The organism is Streptomyces sp. NPDC001220 (genome assembly GCF_053597895.1).
Genome location: NZ_JBSFJE010000007.1, coordinates 116,010 through 132,591, shown reverse-complemented (window position 1 = coordinate 132,591; position 16,582 = coordinate 116,010). Strand labels below are relative to the sequence as shown.

Sequence of the window (16,582 nt, the reverse complement as noted above, 5' to 3'; positions counted from 1 at the left end):
CGAGGGCCCGGTCACTCGGCAGGGGGTGTACCGCAGGGCGTGTGGCGGCTCTGCGTGATCCGCTGGACCCGTGTCCCTGTTGCCCGAGCCCGTGCGCCGGTTCGCCGCCTGGTGTGCCGTTCTGCTGCTGGCCGCCGGCGTCGGCTGGGTCGGCATCCGGCTCTGCTCGGAGCTCCGCACCGCGGTCACCCCCGTGCTGCTCGCCCTCCTCGGCACCGCCCTGCTCAGGCCCCTGTACCGGCGGCTCGTCACGGCCGGCGTGCAGCGCTCCCTCGCCGCCGGTCTCACCTGCGTCGCCGTCGTCGCGGTCGTCGGCGGGGCCGTGTACATCGTCGTCGCCGCACTCATCGACACCGGCGGCCAGATCACCTCGTCCCTCAAGAACGCCGCGAAGTCGCTCGCCCGGCACTTCGGTGCCGCCGGCACCTCGCTCGACGACCTCGCCGGCAACGCCAAGGAGCTGCTGGGCAAGTTCGGCGGGACGGCCGCCTCCAACGTGATCAGCGGCGTGAGCGTGGTCGGCGAGGGCATCGCCATGGCCGTACTGGCGTTGCTGCTCGTCTTCTTCTTCCTCCGCGACTCGCATCTCGTCGTCGAGTCCATCCGGGCCGTGGCGCCCGGCGGCAGCGCCGATCTGCTGGAGGCCATGGCCCGCCGTGCCTTCGAGCGCATCGAGGGGTTCATGCGCGGCACCACCGTCATCGCGTTCATCGACGCCGTCTGCATCACCGTCGGCCTGCTGATCCTCCATGTGCCGGGCGCGGTCGGACTCGGCGCGCTGGTTCTCGTCGGCGCCTACATCCCCTACCTCGGCGCCTTCATCTCCGGTGCCGTCGCCGTACTGGTCGCCCTCGCCGACCGGGGTTTCGTCATCGCGCTGTGGGCGCTCGGCGTCGTACTCGCCGTGCAGGTGCTGGAAGGGCATGTGCTGCAGCCCGTGATCCAGAGCCGCACCGTGCAGATGCATCCGGCGGTGGTGATGGTGACGATCACCGCAGGGGCCTCCGTCGCCGGGATCCTGGGCATGCTCCTCGCCGTACCGCTCACCGCGGCCGCCTTCGGGGTCGTAGACGAGCTGCGAGCGCGGTACGCGACGGACTAGACCGGCCCCGCGGGACCGGTCACCCCGCCCGGGCCCGGCCCGGGGCTCCCCTATCCCTCGCAGCCCCTATCCCTCGATCCCTCGCAGCTCCTATCCCACGCAGCTTCTATCCCTCGCAGCTCCTATCCCACGCAGCCCCTATCCCTCGCAGCCCTCGCGGCCCTCGTACAGCTCGAACCAGATGCTCTTGCCCTCCCCGCGCGGGTCGACGCCCCAGGCCTCGGCCAGGAGCTCGATCAGGACCAGGCCCCGGCCGGAGGAGGCCAGTTCCCCGGGGCGGCGCTTGTGCGGGAGGTCGTCGCCGGCGTCCGTGACCTCGACGCGCAGCCGGCGGTCCGGGGCCTGGCCCCAGACCTCGGCGAGCAGCAGCGCGTCCGCGTCGGTGTGCACCAGGACGTTCGTGAGCATCTCGGAGACCAGCAGCACCGCCGAGTCGACCTGGTCGGGCGAGTCCCAGTCGTGCAGCAGCTCGCGCAGCTGCTGGCGGGCCTCGGCGATCCGCTCGGGCTCGTCCTGGGCCACCGACAGCAGGGTGCGGCGGACCCGGGGCCGTACGGCGACGGTCCCGTCGTCGCGCACGGCACCCGGCCGGGACAGCAGCAGGACCGCGATGTCGTCCTCGCGGCGGTCGGCCAGCGGTCCCGTGGTGTGGTGCGAGGAGGGGCCGTGCACGGCCTGCACCAGGGCGTCGGCCAGTTTCTCCAGGTCGCTGTCGTGATCCTCCATGATCGCCCGGACCCGCTGCCAGCCGCTCTCGATGTCATGGCCGCCGGTCTCGATCAGGCCGTCGGTGCACATCATCATGATCTCGCCGGGTTCCAGGGTGAACCGCGTGGTCGGATAGTCCGCGTCGGGGTCGATGCCGAGCGGCAGGCCGCCCGCCGTCGGCCGCCGCAGCACCGTGCCGTCGCCCATCCGGATCGCCGGGTCGAGGTGGCCCGCGCGGGCGATCTCCAGCACCCCGGTCACCGGGTCCGCCTCGACGTACAGGCAGGTCGCGAACCGGGTGTCGGCGATCTCCTCGTCGTAGGTGATCCCGTGCAGGAAACGCGAGGCCCGGGTGAGGACCGCGTCCGGGCGGTGGCCCTCGGAGGCGTAGGCGCGCAGTGCGATCCGGAGCTGGCCCATGATGCCCGCGGCCCGTACGTCATGACCCTGGACATCCCCGATGACCAGCGCGAACCGGCCGGACGGCAGCGGGATCATGTCGTACCAGTCGCCTCCCACCTGGAGTCCGCCGCCGGTCGGGATGTAGCGGGCGGCCGCATCCATGCCGGGTATCTCGGGACCGAGCGTCGGCAGCATGGACCGCTGGAGGCCGTCGGTCAGCTCCCGCTCCGAGTCGGCGATCCCGGCCCGGGACAGGGCCTGCGCCAGCATCCGGGCGACCGTGGTGAGCACGGACCGCTCGTCGGGCGTGAACGACACCGGGTAGGTGAACCCCGCCATCCAGGCGCCCATGGTCCGCCCGGCCACCGTCAGCGGCAGAAAGGCCCAGGACCGGCGTCCGAACCGCTGGGCCAGCGGCCAGGTGACCGGGTAGCGGGACCGGTACTGCTCGGCCGAGGAGAGATAGACGGCCCGGCCGGTCCGCACCACCTCCGCCGCCGGGTAGTCGGTGTCCAGCGGCATGCTGGTGAAGGGGCTGTCCTCGTCGATGTGCTGACCGTGGTGGCCGATCATCATCAGCCGGTCGCCCTTGACTCCGAAGACGGCCAGCCCGTCCGGGGAGAACCCGGGCATCGACAGGCCCCCGGCGACCCGCAGCACCTCCTCGGTGGACCGCGCCTCGGCCAGCGCCCGGCCCGCGTCCAGCAGGAACGCCTCACGGGAGCGCCGCCAGTCGCCGGTGACCGGATGCTGGGCGGCGTTGCCGGGGGACGGCTCGGAGACCTCCTGAATGGTGCCCGTGACCCGGTAGACGCGCTCCTCGGAGTCGTACACCGGCCGAAAACGGCTGCGGACGGTACGGATCAGCCGGCCGCGCTCGTCCATGACCCGCAGCCGTACCTCGCCGAGCGTGCCCTCGGTGGCGGCCAGCCGGGTGATGCTGGTGTTCTCGTTCCAGTCCACCGGGTGGAAACGGGACCGGACCAGGGCCTCCGAGAGAAGGGACGGTTCGGCCGGCAGCCCGATGAGCCGCGCCGCCTCCGCATCCGCGGTGACCAGCCCGGTGGCCGTGTCCCAGTGCCACAGCCCGGTCGCGAGGGCGGCGAGGACGTCCTCCACGGCGGGCAGGGGCTCGCCAGTTCGCATTGCCCCACTTTAGGAAGATGAGATCGAAAAAAGCTACCGATCACCTCCCTGGTAATGAGGGGAGTCGGCCCTGGGGGGCCCGGTACGCTGGGTGGTGTTTCACGTGAAACACCAGCGTGAAGCACCAGGCTGACACCACACCCCGATCCGCGAAGGCTGGATGAACCACGATGCATCGGTACAGGTCCCACACCTGCGGCGAGCTCCGCTCCTCTGACGTCGGCACCGACGTCCGGCTGAGTGGCTGGCTGCACAATCGGCGCGACCTGGGCGGCATCCTCTTCATCGATCTGCGCGATCACTACGGCATCACCCAGCTGGTGGCACGTCCGGGCACGCCCGCCTACGAGGCCCTGGACAAGCTCAGCAAGGAGTCGACGGTACGGGTCGACGGCAAGGTCGTCTCCCGTGGCACCGAGAACATCAACTCCGACCTGCCCACCGGCGAGGTCGAGGTCGAGGTCGGCGAGGTCGAGCTGCTCGGTGCGGCCGCCCCGCTGCCATTCACGATCAACGCCGAGGACGGGGTCAACGAGGAGCGGCGCCTGGAGTACCGCTTCCTGGACCTGCGCCGCGAGCGCATGCACCGCAACATCATGCTGCGTACGGCCGTGATCTCGGCCATCCGCCACAAGATGGTCGCCCTCGGCTTCAACGAGATGGCCACCCCGATCCTCACCGCGACCTCCCCCGAGGGCGCGCGGGACTTCGTGGTGCCCTCCCGCCTGAACCCGGGCAAGTTCTACGCGCTGCCGCAGGCCCCGCAGCAGTTCAAGCAGCTGCTGATGATCTCCGGCTTCGACCGCTACTTCCAGATCGCGCCCTGCTTCCGCGACGAGGACGCCCGCGCCGACCGCTCGCCGGGCGAGTTCTACCAGCTCGACGTCGAGATGAGCTTCGTCGAGCAGGAGGACGTCTTCCGGCCGATCGAGCAGCTGATGACCGAGCTGTTCACGGAGTTCGGCGGCGGCCACGAGGTCACCTCGCCGTTCCCGCGGATCCCGTTCCGCGAGTCGATGCTGAAGTACGGCTCCGACAAGCCGGACCTGCGCGCCCAGCTGGAGCTGGTCGACATCACCGACATCTTCGAGGGCTCGGAGTTCAAGGCCTTCGCCGGCAAGCACGTCCGTGCGCTGCCGGTGCCGGCGGTCCAGGACCAGCCCCGCAAGTTCTTCGACCAGCTCGGTGACTACGCGGTCTCGCAGGGCGCCAAGGGCCTGGCCTGGGTCCGCGTCGCCGAGGACGGCTCGCTCTCCGGCCCGATCGCCAAGTTCCTCACCGAGGACAACGTCGCCGAGCTGACCAAGCGGCTCCAGCTGGCCGCCGGCCACGCCGTCTTCTTCGGCGCGGGCGAGTTCGACGAGGTCTCCAAGATCATGGGCGCGGTGCGGGTCGAGGCCGCCAAGCGCGCCGGGCACTTCGAGGAGAACGTCTTCCGGTTCTGCTGGATCGTCGACTTCCCGATGTTCGAGAAGGACGAGGAGACCGGCCGGATCGACTTCTCGCACAACCCGTTCTCGATGCCCCAGGGCGGCATGGAGGCCCTGGAGACCCAGGACCCGCTGGACATCCTGGCCTGGCAGTACGACATCGTCTGCAACGGCGTCGAGCTGTCCTCCGGAGCGATCCGGAACCACGAGCCGGACATCATGCTCAAGGCGTTCGGCATCGCGGGCTACGACGAGGAGACCGTCGAGCGCGAGTTCGCCGGCATGCTGCGCGCGCTGCGCTTCGGCGCCCCGCCGCACGGTGGCATCGCCCCGGGCGTGGACCGCATCGTGATGCTCCTCGCCGACGAGCCCAACATCCGCGAGACCATCGCGTTCCCGCTCAACGGAAACGCCCAGGACCTGATGATGGGCGCGCCGACCGAGCTGGACGAGACCCGGCTGCGCGAGCTGCACCTGACCATCCGGAAGCCGCAGCCGAAGTAAGCCGCAGCCGAAGTAAGGCGTACAGAAGCAGCACAGCTGAAGGAAAGGCTCGAAACCGGCGTCGGTTTCGAGCCTTTCGCTTGCGCACCGTGATTCACAGCTTGCTCCGATGTTCCCACCGGCTCCGCCTTGTCTACGGTCCCTGACCATGACAGACACCCACACCCCCACAGATGCGCAATCCGCGGAAGAGAGAAGGAAGTTGGCCCGCCGTACGGTCCTGGCGGCGGGCAGCGTGGCCGTGACCGCGGTGGGCGTCGGCAGCGCCTTCGCCGCCGGCGACGGCACCGCCGCGGGGCAGGGCACCCAAGCCGCGGCCTCGCCCTCGTCCTCGGAGGGCACCTGCTACACGCTCACTTCCGAACTGGTCGAGGGCCCGTACTACATCGATGCCGACAAGCTCCGCCAGGACGTCACCGAGGACCAGGAGGGCATCCCGCTGCACCTCACCCTCAAGGTGATCGACGCGGAGACCTGCAAGCCGCTCAGGAACGCGGCCGTGGACATCTGGCACTGCAACGCGTCGGGCATCTACTCGGGGTACGAGGAGATGGGCAGCGGCGGTGGCGGCACCCCGCCGACCGGCCCCCCGCCGACCGACGCGCCCACCGGCGCTCCCACCGGCCCCCCGCCCGGCGGTGGCGGCGGCCACCAGGAGCCCACCGACGACACCCGCTACCTGCGCGGCACCTGGCACACGGACCGGCACGGGCACGTCACCTTCAAGACCGTCTTCCCCGGCTGGTACCAGGGCCGGTGCGTCCACATCCACGTCAAGGTGCACGTGGACGGCGAATGGACGGACGCCGGGTACGAGGGCGGCCACACCTGCCACACGGGTCAGCTGTTCTTCGACGAGAAGTCGGTGCTGCTGTCGGCCGAGGTGGAACCGTATTCGAGCAACACCACCACCCGCACCACCCTCGACGGGGACAGCATCTACCCGGACAACGGGCACGAGGGCGGCCTGCTCTACCTGAGGTACGACCGCCACCACATCGCCCGCGGCGTCCGCGCCCAGCTGACCCTGGGCGTCGAGCCGGACGAGACGAGCAACGGCTGACATCCGAGAGACGTCCGTGACGCGGGGCGCCTGGGACTCAGAAAGGAAGGCCCCGGGCGCCTCCAGCGTGTTCACTCACCGGCGTCGTCGTCGAAGTCGGTCAGGTGTCGTACCGGCCGTCCCAGGGCTCACCGAAGCCCAGGTGGTCCGGGTAGAGCTCGGCCCATCCCCCGTCGTCGTCCTCCTTCGCCACCAGCCCGAAGAACACACCGTCAACGACGAGCTGGAACGGGCGTATCGCGATGTCCGTGTACGTCCGCCTCGGCAGGCTGCGCAGCATGTTCGCCATGTGCGCGCGGGCCCGCACCAGCACCGACCCGGTGCCGTCCGGGTCGCGCTGCTGCTCGGCCCAGCTGCCCGCGCACCAGATCTGCGAGTCGCGGTAGTGCCCCTCGGCGTCGAAGAGATGCAGCACCGAGTAGAGCCGCTTCTGCTCCTCCCAGCCCTCGTCGAGCCGGAACCCCTCGGGGAACGCGTAGGTGACCGACGCCAGGAACTGTCCGTCGGAATAGCGGCCGATCGCCTCGGTACGGCCGTGCGGCTCATAGGCGATCGGGATGAGCTCAGGGGTCATGGCGAAACCATACGGATGTGTCGGGGACATGCAGGGGCCGGGGCCTCACCCCGCCCAAACATTCACTTGATTCTGCCGAGGATGCCACGGCGTTCTCGCAGCAGGGGCCCCGCCTGATCGCCGCCGGCAACCTTTTCGATCTCCGTGACCACAGAGGAGTGAGGCCCGCCCCGGCGGGCCCGTCCCCAGCACTTCGGAAGTATGTAAGGACTCCCCCGTGGCCTCTGCCTCTCACCGTCGGTCTCTCCGTAAGCGCCGTGTCCTCGTCGTCTCCGCCGCCGTCGTGGCGGCCGGGGTCGGGGCCGGTGCGCTCGTGCTGAGCGCGAACGCGTCCGGCGCCGACCTCTACCACCGGACGCTCGGCGCCAAGGACGGCTGGGCGGCCTCCGGTTCCGGTACGACCGGTGGGGCGAAGGCCGACGCCGCGCACACCTTCACCGTCTCGACCCGCGCCCAGCTGGTGAAGGCGCTGGGGTCGGCGTCCGACACCATCCCGCGCATCATCAAGGTCAACGGCACCATCGACGCCAACACCGACGGCAGTGGCAGGAAGCTGACCTGCGCCGACTACGCGGCCGGGACGGGGTACTCGCTGAGCGCCTACCTGAAGGCGTTCGACCCGTCGACGTACGGCCGCTCCGAGCTGCCCTCCGGGACCCAGGAGACGGCCCGGGCCGCCGCGCAGAAGAAGCAGGCCGCGAACGTCGTCTTCAAGGTGCCCGCCAATATGTCGATCGTCGGTGTCCCCGGCACCAAGGCCGGCATCACCGGCGGCATGCTCCAGATCCAGAGCGTCGACAACGTCATCGTCCGCAACCTGACCTTCTCCGACACCGAGGACTGCTTCCCGCAGTGGGACCCGACCGACGGCGACGACGGCAACTGGAACTCCGCGTACGACTCGGTGACGCTGCGCGGGGCGACACACGTCTGGGCCGACCACAACACGTTCACCGACGCGGGCCACTTCGACAGCACCAACCCGAAGTACTACGGCCGTGAGTACCAGGTTCACGACGGCGAACTCGACATCACCAAGAGCTCGGACCTGGTGACCGTCGAGCAGAACCAGTTCACCAGCCACGACAAGACGATGCTGATCGGCAGCAGCGACAGCGAGCCGAGCGGCAAGCTGCGCGTCACCCTGCACCACAACGTCTGGAGGGGCATCGTCCAGCGCGCCCCGCTGACCCGTGTCGGCCAGGTGCACCTCTACAACAACTACTACGACGTCACGACCCGCGACGGCTACGCGCTGCAGTACAGCATCAACTCCCGCGCGAAGGCCCAGGTCGTGGCTCAGAACAACTACTGGACCGTGCCCGGCTCCATCAAGATCTCCAAGCTGCTGAGCGGTGACGGCACCGGCTCCGTCGCGGGCGGCGGCAACCTCGTCAACGGCACCACGACCGACCTCGTCGCCGCCTACAACGCCGCCGGCTCGAAGAAGATCAAGACGACGGTGAACTGGACACCGACCCTGACGGCGGGCCTGGAGAGCAGCGCCGGGAACCTGCCGGCGGAGCTGGCGAAGACGGCGGGCGCCGGGGCGCTCACCGCGAGCTGAGAAGCGCCCGGCCCCCGGATCCGTGGGGAGGATCCGGGGGCCGGGGCACGGGCGCGCGGGGCTGCGGGGGTGCTCAGTCCTGTCGGGGGCTGCGCATGCGGCGGCGCAGGGCCGGGCCGAGGCGGACCAGTACTCGCTTGTCGATGCCGGTGACCCGGCGCTCCACCGCGGACAGCTGCTTGGTGGCGGCGGTCAGTTCCTTGCGGAGGGCGTCGAGCTGGCGATTCGTCTCGGTCGTGCGCTTCTCGGCGGTGGCCAGCCGGTTGCGCAGCTCCCGGTTCTCCTTGGCGTGCTGGGCTGCCTTCGTGTCGGCCGCGGTGATCCGCTCGCGCAGCCGGCTGATCCGGTACCGCATCTGGCCGTCGTCCCCGCCGTCCCAGACCGGCATCGAGGCGGGCAGGTCGAGGGCGGCCAGCCGGGCGTCGAAGGCGGCGCCGCCGTCGCCGTGGGTGTAGGTGTTCTGCAGGTCGTTGCGGTCGAGGAAGGCGATGATGCGCTCGAAGCGCTCACCGTGCCCCTTGAGCATCGCGGAGAAGTCGGCGTCCTCGTACAGCTCCCGCGGGTCGGTGTCGGCGCCCAGTTCGGTCAGCGAGCGGTGCGGGATGTCGAAGTAGCGGCACAGTTCGAGGGTGCGTGAGTCGTGGGTGAGGACCACGCTCGGGGTGCCGGCCAGCAAGGCGGCGACATTGCCGTGGATACGGGTGCCGTAGGCGAAGTCGTAGCCGCGCAGTTCGTCGATCCAGGTGGCCGGGTCCAGCGGCATGCGGACCTTGTTCTCCTGGAGCAGGGCGTGGCTGAGCTGGAGCGGGAAGGGGTCCGTGTGTCCGGACTCCGGCGAGGTGTCGCCCCACATCAGCAGTTCCGCGTCGACGGTGTTCTGCGCGTAGTAGGCGAGGTGGGGGTAGCGCTCCCACGCGTGCCGGGCCAGGCCCGCTATGTCGCCGACGGGTATCGCGTCCGGCGACAGGTTCAGGGCGATGCGTGAGGCGGCGGTCAGCTCCGTGGCCCGGATCTCCGGGAAGGTGTCGCCGTACAGGAACATCGACGGGCAGCCGATGATGTCGACGTCCTCGTCCTTGAAACCGAGGCCCTTGAGGTAGTCCGAGGTCAGCTCGCCGCGCACGCCGATGGAGGCGGAGCGGTCCAGGACGGCGCGGGCGAAGCGGCGGACCGAGTCCGCCATGGGCTGCAGCCAGCCGGTGTCGTAGTCCGCGGGGGCCTGGGCGCCGACGCCGAACACCACGACCGGGATGGTGAGTTGCTCGATCAGCGTGGTGAGCCGGTCCAGGGAGGCGTGGAACGTCGGGCGGAAGGCGTTGGCGAGCGGGACGACGAAGGCGTCGTACTGCTCGTTGATCTCCGCGGCTCGGCGGGCCGAGGGGTCGGTGCGGATGCCGTTGGACGTCACCTCGGTGTCCGGGGTGGTCAGCATCTTGTGGGCCGAGTCGCTGAAGAGCAGATTCCCGGTGTTCGTTCCGATCAGGTCCTGGTGGATGAACTCCGCCGGAGAGGCGACACGGAACGGGCTCTTCCCGGAACGGATCAGAATTCGTTTCACGAGCGGCACACTATCCCGCAGGTAAACGCGAGGTGAAGGTGCGGTAAGAGTCTGATCGGTCTCTTTCCTGGGATTTACCTCACGCCGAAGGCCCGGCGGGAGGGGGTCTCCCGCCGGGCCTTCGGCGGTGCGTGGGCTGCGGTGGTGCGTGTGCTGCGGTGGGGCGTGTGTGGTGCGGGCAGGGCCTACTCGGCGGGCGTGCCGCCGAAGCGTTCCTTGTACGTCTCCAGGTCCTCGTCCGTGAGCTTGGCGAAGAGGACCGGGGGGACCGTGAAGGGGGTGCCGGCGGGGACGAAAGCCAGCGCCTTCGCCTCGGCGGCGGTGACCCAGGTTGCACGCTTCTGGTCAGATGCGGTCTCGGCCGGGGCGAACGCCTCACGCATGATCTTCGCCGTCGCCGGGATGAAGGGTTCCGAGACCACCGCGTAGAGGTGGATCAGGTTCATCGCCGTGCGCAGGGTCAGGGCCGCGCCGTCCTTGTCCGTCTTGATCTCCAGCCAGGGGGCCTTCTCCTCCAGGTAGGAGTTGCCGGCCGACCAGAGGGCACGGAGGGCCGCCGCGGCCTTGCGGAACTGGAGGGACTCCATCTGCGACTCGTACTCGGCGAGGAGTTCGGAGATCTGCTCGCCCAGCTTCGCCTCCGCCTCGCCGGGCTCGCCGCCGGCCGGGACCTCCTCGCCGAAGCGCTTCTTGGAGAAGGACAGGACGCGGTTGACGAAGTTGCCGAGGGTGTCGGCCAGGTCCTTGTTCACCGTGGCCGTGAAGTGCTCCCAGGTGAAGGAGGAGTCGTCCGACTCGGGGGCGTTGGCGATCAGGAAGTAGCGCCAGTAGTCGGCGGGGAGGATCGCCAGGGCCTGGTCGGTGAAGACGCCGCGCTTCTGCGAGGTCGAGAACTTGCCGCCGTAGTACGTCAGCCAGTTGAAGGCCTTGACGTAGTCGACCTTCTTCCACGGCTCGCGGACGCCGAGTTCGGTGGCCGGGAACATCACCGTGTGGAAGGGGACGTTGTCCTTCGCCATGAACTCCGTGTAGCGGACGTCGGTGTCGACGTCGTACCACCAGGACTTCCAGTCCCGGTTCTCCGGGTCCTGGTCCGCCCACTCCTTCGTCGCGCCGATGTACTCGATCGGGGCGTCGAACCAGACGTAGAAGACCTTGCCCTCCGCCGCCAGCTCCGGCCAGGTGTCGGCCGGGACCGGGACGCCCCAGTCCAGGTCACGGGTGATCGCCCGGTCGTGCAGGCCCTCGGTCAGCCACTTGTGGGCGATCGAGGAGGCCAGCTGCGGCCAGTCCTTGTCGTGCTTGGAGACCCACTCGCGGACCTCGTTCTCCAGTTTGGACTGGAGGAGGAAGAGGTGCTTGGTCTCGCGGATCTCCAGGTCCGTGGAGCCGGAGATCGCCGAGCGCGGGTTGATCAGGTCGGTCGGGTCCAGCACGCGGGTGCAGTTCTCGCACTGGTCGCCGCGGGCCTTGTCGTAGCCGCAGTGCGGGCAGGTGCCCTCGACGTAGCGGTCCGGGAGGAAGCGGCCGTCCACCGGGGAGTACACCTGGCGGATCGACCGCTCCTCGATGAAGCCGTTCTCGTTCAGGCGGCGGGCGAAGTGCTGGGTGATCTCACGGTTCTCGGGGCTGGAGCTGCGGCCGAAGTAGTCGAACGCGAGCGCGAAGCCGTCGTAGACCGCCTTCTGGGCGTCGTGGGCCTGCGCGCAGAACTCGTCGACCGGGATGCCCTGCTCCTTCGCCGCGAGTTCGGCGGGGGTGCCGTGCTCGTCCGTCGCGCAGATGTAGAGGACGTCGTGGCCGCGCTGGCGGAGGTACCGGGAGTACACGTCCGCCGGGAGCATGGACCCCACCATGTTGCCCAGGTGCTTGATCCCGTTGATGTACGGAAGGGCGCTGGTGATGAGGTGTCGAGCCATCGGGGGCTGCTCCCAGGTCGGATTCGTTGCTGCTTTTGCGAACCTTGAAATCGTAGCCGACATGTGTATGCCGCCCGCCTCCCGTTTTACGGGGTGAGAAGCGGGCGGCATGGGGCCGTGCGGTGGGTGGTGGCGGCGGGTGTGCCGCCGGGTGTGCCGCCGGGGGGTTACGGGCGCCAGTCGATCAGTACGCCGTCGTAGAGCTCCGCGTCCGTGAGTTCCAGGGGGGTCGGGCCCGCGTGGAAGAAGGCCGCGTTGCCGGTCTTCAGCTTGCGGAGGTAGTCGAAGGCCTTGTTCTCGTGCTCGCCGAACGCGACGAAGGAGAAGAACACCGAGGGGTGGGACTTCGCGGCGTCCGTGAGGGACTGGGTGGCGGGGGTCTTGGCGTCGGGGGCGCCGTCGGTCTGGAAGACGACGAGGGCGGGGGTGTCCGGGGCGCCGGGGGCGGCGTTCTTGTCGTAGTGCGCGAGTACGGCTTCCACGGCGGCGTGGTAGCTGGTACGGCCCATGCGGCCGAGGCCGGCGTGCGCCTCGTCGATCGCGTTCTCGGGGGAGGCCGGGGTGAGGTCGGTGGTGCCGTCCACCTCGGTGGAGAAGAAGACCACGTGGACGGTGGGGGTCTCCGTGGCCGGGGTCAGCTGGGCGGCGAGGGCGAGGGTCTGGTCGGCGAGGGCCGCGGCGGAGCCGTCCTTGTAGTACGCGCGCATGCTCGCGGAGCGGTCGAGGACGAGGTAGGTGGCGGCGTGGGTGCCGGTGAGGCCGGCCTTGGCGAGGGCGGTGGCTGCGGCGTCGTCGCCGGCCTCGGCCTCGGCCTTGGCTTCGCCTTCGGCCGGGTCGTTCCCACCCGCACCACCCGTGACGGTTTCGTTGTCGGGTGCGGGTGGCCCCTGTGGGGCGGATGCGCCGTCGGCGGCCGCGACGGGTTCCGGGGCGTCGGCCGGAGTGGCCTCGGGGGCGGGCTCCGCGACCGTCTCGGCAGCCGGTGCGGGCGCCTCCTGGGCCTTCTCGGCCGGGGTGTTCTCGGGCTCGGTGGTGGCGGGTTCGACCTCCGCGACCGGCTCGGCCTCGGCCTCCGGCTCGGGCGACGGCTCGACAACCGCCTCGGCGACGGGCTCGGCCGCGGCCTCGGCCTCCGGCGTCGGCTCGATCGCGGCCTCGGCCTGCGGAGCGGCGACGGGCTCGGCCGCCGCCTCGGCCTCCGGCGTCGGCTCGATCGCGGCCTCGGCCTGCGGCTCGGCCGCTGCCTCCGCCTTCGGCTCGGGCGACGGCTCGACAACCGCCTCCGCCTTCGGCTCGGTGACCGGCGCGGCCTCGGCTGCCGGCTCGGCCGCCACCTCAGCCACGGGCTCGGCCTCTGCCTCGGCCCCGGTTTCCGGCACCGGCTCCGCGGTCACGTCGGCCGCGGCTTCGGCCTTCGCCTCGGCCACCGGCTCGGCTCCGGCATCCCGCGCAGCCACCGGCGCGGCCTCGACCTCAGGCTCAGCCACCGTCTCCGCTTCAGCCTCGACCGGCGCTTCAGTCTCCGCCTCGGCCTCGGTCTCCGCCCCTGACTCGGTCGGCGCTTCGGCCTTCGCCTCCGCCGTGGCCTCTGTCTCGGTCGGCGAGTCAGCCTTGTCGTCAGCCGCGGCTTCCGGCTCGGCCGGTGCTGTCGGCTCGGCCTCAGCCGCGGCCGCGGCTTCCGGCTCGGTCGGCGGCTTCGGCTCGGTCGGTGTCTCTGCGCGGACCTCGATTTCCGGTTCGATCGTTCGTGAGGCCTGCTTCGGCACCGTGACGTTCTCGAACGCCGCCGTTACCAGATCGTGCTCGTCGGAGTTCCCCGGGCGGGGTTCCGGGACCGCTGCCGGGGCGGCCGGTTCCGGTGCTTCCTGCTTCGACGCCGGTGCCGGCGTCGGCTGCGAAGGGAGCTGGTCTGCACCCTCCGCCTCGGCGGGCCGCGGCTTTCGCGACCGGCCGAATGCGTTCCGCAGGAGAGTGAGAATGCCCATGTGCGCAACCCTTCGCGTGAGTTGATACCCGTCAATCGCTGGCCAGGACGGACACGTAAGGTTAGCTGCCCCAGGTTGCGATCTTGGGGAGGGTCGATGACTCCTGTCGGGCGTACGGTCGTCGAGTTCCGGCCCCTTCTCAACTCCCCGTCGGGTCCTCTCGGTTCACCTCTCGTTCACTCGGCGGCGGCCCGTGTGCACGCCCGTACCCCCGAGGTCACGCTCACGGCACGAGGTCGCAATGGGATAGTAAAGTACGCGAGCTGCTGCCGGTGCCCGGCGAGCGGGGCAGGGCGCGTCCTAGTGCGGGGACGCGATCGCGCGGGCCGCCGCCACCTCCTGGCGGAGGGGTTCCAGGACGCTGTGCGATGGACCCGTGAGGTCCGTGCGGACCGCGACCAGGGTGTCCGCCTCGCGGACGCCGTCCGCCAACTCGCGTAGCTGCAGGGCGATCTGGTCCACCTCGGCGCGGGGCGGGGGCGGTGCTCCGTGCCGTACCCGGACCCGGGCCGCCGTCGTCGCGTCGACGATGCGTTCCACGGCGACGACGAGCGGCCACCAGGCCGCCGCCCGCCGTCCCGTCGGCGGCGGCTCGGTCAGGGCGCGCTGGAACTCCGTACGGATGGTGGACAGGTCGCGGTAGAGACGGCGCCGCATCCGGGCGCGGGCAGCCGGCTCCGCGCCCTCTTCGAAGGCCAGGTCGACGTAGTCCGCGGTGTCCGCGACCGCGTTCGCGAGCCGGTCGCCGACCCGGGTGCGCCAGCTCTCCGGCCACAGGAGATAGCCGGCGATCAGCGCGATGGCGCAGCCCATCAGGGAGTCGAGGAGACGGGGCACGAGCAGGCCGGTGCCCATGTGGTTCAGTTCGTCGGAGAGGAGCAGGATCACCGGGGTGATGGCGGCGGTCTGGAAGCCGTAGCCCCGGGGGGTGACGGCGGGGATGAGCGGGGCCAGGAGCAGCATCACCGGGACGTCCGGCCAGCCGCGCGGGACCAGGGTGAGGACGGTCGCCGCCACCACCAGGCCCACCACCGTGCCCAGCGCACGCAGCAGCGCCCGGGAGAAGACCGAGCCGAAGTCGGGCTTGAGGACGAAGGTGACGGTGAGGGCGACCCAGTAGGAGCGCGGGACCGGGACCAGGGACACCAGCGCCTGCGCGATGCCGATGCACAGGGCCAGGCGGATGCCGTAGCGCCAGGAGTTGGCGGACAGCACGACGTTGCGGGCGGCGCGGGAGGTGCGGATGCCGAGGGCGGCGGGGCGGCCGAGGCGGTCGTCGATGCCGCGCGGGTCGACGTCGGGGCTGGTGGCGACCTCGGCGACGTGCCGCAGGGCGTGGTCGACGGCCCGGGCGGTCTCGTTGCGCGGCTCGGGGAGGTCGAGCTCCATCGGGCCGGTGTAGCCGGTGTCGACGGCGTCGGCGATGTGGTGGACCGCCGCCGGGATCTCGGGCGGCAGCGGCTTCCCGGCGAGCCGGGCGGCGGGGGCGGCCTCCACCACGGGGGTGATCGCGTTCAGCTGGGCCAGCATGCGGGTGAGGTCGCGGCTGCGGCCGCGGTACCGGGCGCGCCGGGCCAGGATCAGGTCGTACGACTGGTTCAGCGACTGGGTGACGGTGTGCCGGGCGAGGTCGTACTCCTCGGCGTCGGCGGTGCCGATGGCCGTGAGCTGGTCGGCGACCGTGCGGTAGGTGGCGGCGACCGCCGAGCGTTCGGGTACGCCCGAGCGCAGCGGCCAGGCCAGCAGGGCGAGGAGGAGGACCAGCAGGCCGCCGCCGGTCATCAGGACCGGGGTCAGCCACCAGGCGCCGGGCAGCGGCAGGCCCGCGCCGATCACGGAGTTGAGCAGCAGCAGGAGGCCGGAGACGGAGGACACCGCGCCGATCGTCGAGATCATCCCGGAGATCAGCGCGATGCCGGTGATGACGACGACCGTCAGCCAGCCCTGGCCGTAGACCAGCGCGCCGGCGGTGACGCCGACGGCGCCGAAGAGCTGGGGGACCGCGATGTTGAGGATCCGCATCCGGTAGGCGTCGGCGGTGTCGCCGATGACCCCGGACAGGGCGCCCATGGAGGCGAGCGCGCCGTACGCGGGCTGTCCGACGGCGAGCCCGACGGTGAGCGGGAGGGCCATGCCGAGGGCGGCGCGGGCCAGGGCGGGCCAGTTGAGGGGCGCGGCCTGCTGGGGCCGGAGGTTCCTTACCAGCCAGTCGGGAGGGGTGAGGCCGATGGGGAACTCGCGGGACATGCGCCCATTATCGGCGCCGGTGCTGGTGGAGCGTGATGTCCACGACGAGGGCGCGGTGGCCGGTGCGGGTCAGGTGGAGGAAAAAGCGGAGGAAAACGCGGAGGAAAACAGGGCGGCCGCCCAGGTCGCGAGCCGGTATCCGGGGCCGAGCGCCGTCGCTCCCGGCCGCGATCACCGGCCCTTCCCGTCCACCGGGATCACCGGCCTTCCCGCCCACCGGGATCGCCGGTCCCTCCCGGCCGCCGGGGGTCCGACCCTTCGCCCACCGGGATCGCCGGCCGCTCCCGGCCGCCGGGGGTCCGACCCTTCGCCCACCGGGATCGCCGGCCGCTCCCGGCCGCCGGGGGTCCGACCCTTCGCCCACCGGGATCGCCGGG

At 70.8% G+C, this 16,582-nt stretch carries 10 protein-coding genes; 4 read left to right on the top strand and 6 right to left on the bottom strand.

Annotation, left to right across the window (positions count from 1 at the left end; genetic code table 11):
- Positions 1 to 70 precede the first annotated feature (70 nt).
- Positions 71 to 1,102 (top strand): AI-2E family transporter, encoded by a 1,032-nt coding sequence (locus ACWDGI_RS18545; RefSeq protein ID WP_450760266.1) that lies wholly within the window; start codon positions 71 to 73, stop codon positions 1,100 to 1,102.
- Between the two features lie 138 nt (positions 1,103 to 1,240).
- On the opposite strand, the gene ACWDGI_RS18540 is transcribed toward ACWDGI_RS18545, so the two are convergent.
- On the bottom strand, positions 1,241 to 3,358 hold the full coding sequence (locus tag ACWDGI_RS18540) for a SpoIIE family protein phosphatase (RefSeq protein ID WP_450760264.1): 2,118 nt from the start codon (positions 3,356 to 3,358) through the stop codon (positions 1,241 to 1,243).
- A 170-nt stretch (positions 3,359 to 3,528) separates the two neighbouring features.
- On the opposite strand from ACWDGI_RS18540, the gene aspS reads away from it, so the two are divergent.
- Complete coding sequence (gene aspS, locus ACWDGI_RS18535; RefSeq protein ID WP_450760262.1) at positions 3,529 to 5,292, top strand: aspartate--tRNA ligase; 1,764 nt, start codon at positions 3,529 to 3,531, stop codon at positions 5,290 to 5,292.
- A gap of 148 nt (positions 5,293 to 5,440) precedes the next feature.
- A complete protein-coding gene (locus tag ACWDGI_RS18530; protein ID WP_450760260.1) occupies positions 5,441 to 6,355 on the top strand; it encodes an intradiol ring-cleavage dioxygenase in 915 nt (304 codons plus the stop codon).
- 100 nt (positions 6,356 to 6,455) lie between these two features.
- On the opposite strand, the gene ACWDGI_RS18525 is transcribed toward ACWDGI_RS18530, so the two are convergent.
- Complete coding sequence (locus tag ACWDGI_RS18525) at positions 6,456 to 6,929, bottom strand: hypothetical protein (RefSeq protein ID WP_450760258.1); 474 nt, start codon at positions 6,927 to 6,929, stop codon at positions 6,456 to 6,458.
- Positions 6,930 to 7,146: 217 nt separating this feature from the next.
- Between ACWDGI_RS18525 and ACWDGI_RS18520 the strand changes: the two genes are divergently transcribed.
- Complete coding sequence (locus ACWDGI_RS18520) at positions 7,147 to 8,496, top strand: pectate lyase family protein (RefSeq protein WP_450760256.1); 1,350 nt, start codon at positions 7,147 to 7,149, stop codon at positions 8,494 to 8,496.
- A 73-nt stretch (positions 8,497 to 8,569) separates the two neighbouring features.
- On the opposite strand, the gene ACWDGI_RS18515 is transcribed toward ACWDGI_RS18520, so the two are convergent.
- From ACWDGI_RS18515 to ACWDGI_RS18500, 4 genes are all read right to left on the bottom strand, one after another.
- Positions 8,570 to 10,054: a polysaccharide pyruvyl transferase family protein gene (locus tag ACWDGI_RS18515; RefSeq protein WP_450760254.1), complete on the bottom strand. Its 1,485-nt coding sequence runs from the start codon at positions 10,052 to 10,054 to the stop codon at positions 8,570 to 8,572.
- A 185-nt stretch (positions 10,055 to 10,239) separates the two neighbouring features.
- Positions 10,240 to 11,973, bottom strand: coding sequence for a methionine--tRNA ligase (gene metG / locus ACWDGI_RS18510; RefSeq protein ID WP_450760252.1), 1,734 nt, complete (start codon positions 11,971 to 11,973; stop codon positions 10,240 to 10,242).
- 167 nt (positions 11,974 to 12,140) lie between these two features.
- Positions 12,141 to 13,460, bottom strand: coding sequence for a VWA domain-containing protein (locus ACWDGI_RS18505; RefSeq protein ID WP_450760250.1), 1,320 nt, complete (start codon positions 13,458 to 13,460; stop codon positions 12,141 to 12,143).
- Positions 13,461 to 14,258: 798 nt separating this feature from the next.
- Positions 14,259 to 16,205 (bottom strand): FUSC family protein, encoded by a 1,947-nt coding sequence (locus ACWDGI_RS18500; RefSeq protein WP_450760248.1) that lies wholly within the window; start codon positions 16,203 to 16,205, stop codon positions 14,259 to 14,261.
- Positions 16,206 to 16,582 lie beyond the last annotated feature (377 nt).

Excerpts from the sequence above, each read along its gene's own strand:
- ACWDGI_RS18530 (WP_450760260.1), top strand. The coding sequence starts at position 5,441 with ATGACAGACACCCACACCCCCACAGATGCGCAATCCGCGGAAGAGAGA.
- ACWDGI_RS18525 (WP_450760258.1), bottom strand. The coding sequence starts at position 6,929 with ATGACCCCTGAGCTCATCCCGATCGCCTATGAGCCGCACGGCCGTACC.
- ACWDGI_RS18500 (WP_450760248.1), bottom strand. The coding sequence starts at position 16,205 with ATGTCCCGCGAGTTCCCCATCGGCCTCACCCCTCCCGACTGGCTGGTA.
- aspS (WP_450760262.1), top strand. The coding sequence starts at position 3,529 with ATGCATCGGTACAGGTCCCACACCTGCGGCGAGCTCCGCTCCTCTGAC.
- metG (WP_450760252.1), bottom strand. The coding sequence starts at position 11,973 with ATGGCTCGACACCTCATCACCAGCGCCCTTCCGTACATCAACGGGATC.
- ACWDGI_RS18540 (WP_450760264.1), bottom strand. The coding sequence starts at position 3,358 with ATGCGAACTGGCGAGCCCCTGCCCGCCGTGGAGGACGTCCTCGCCGCC.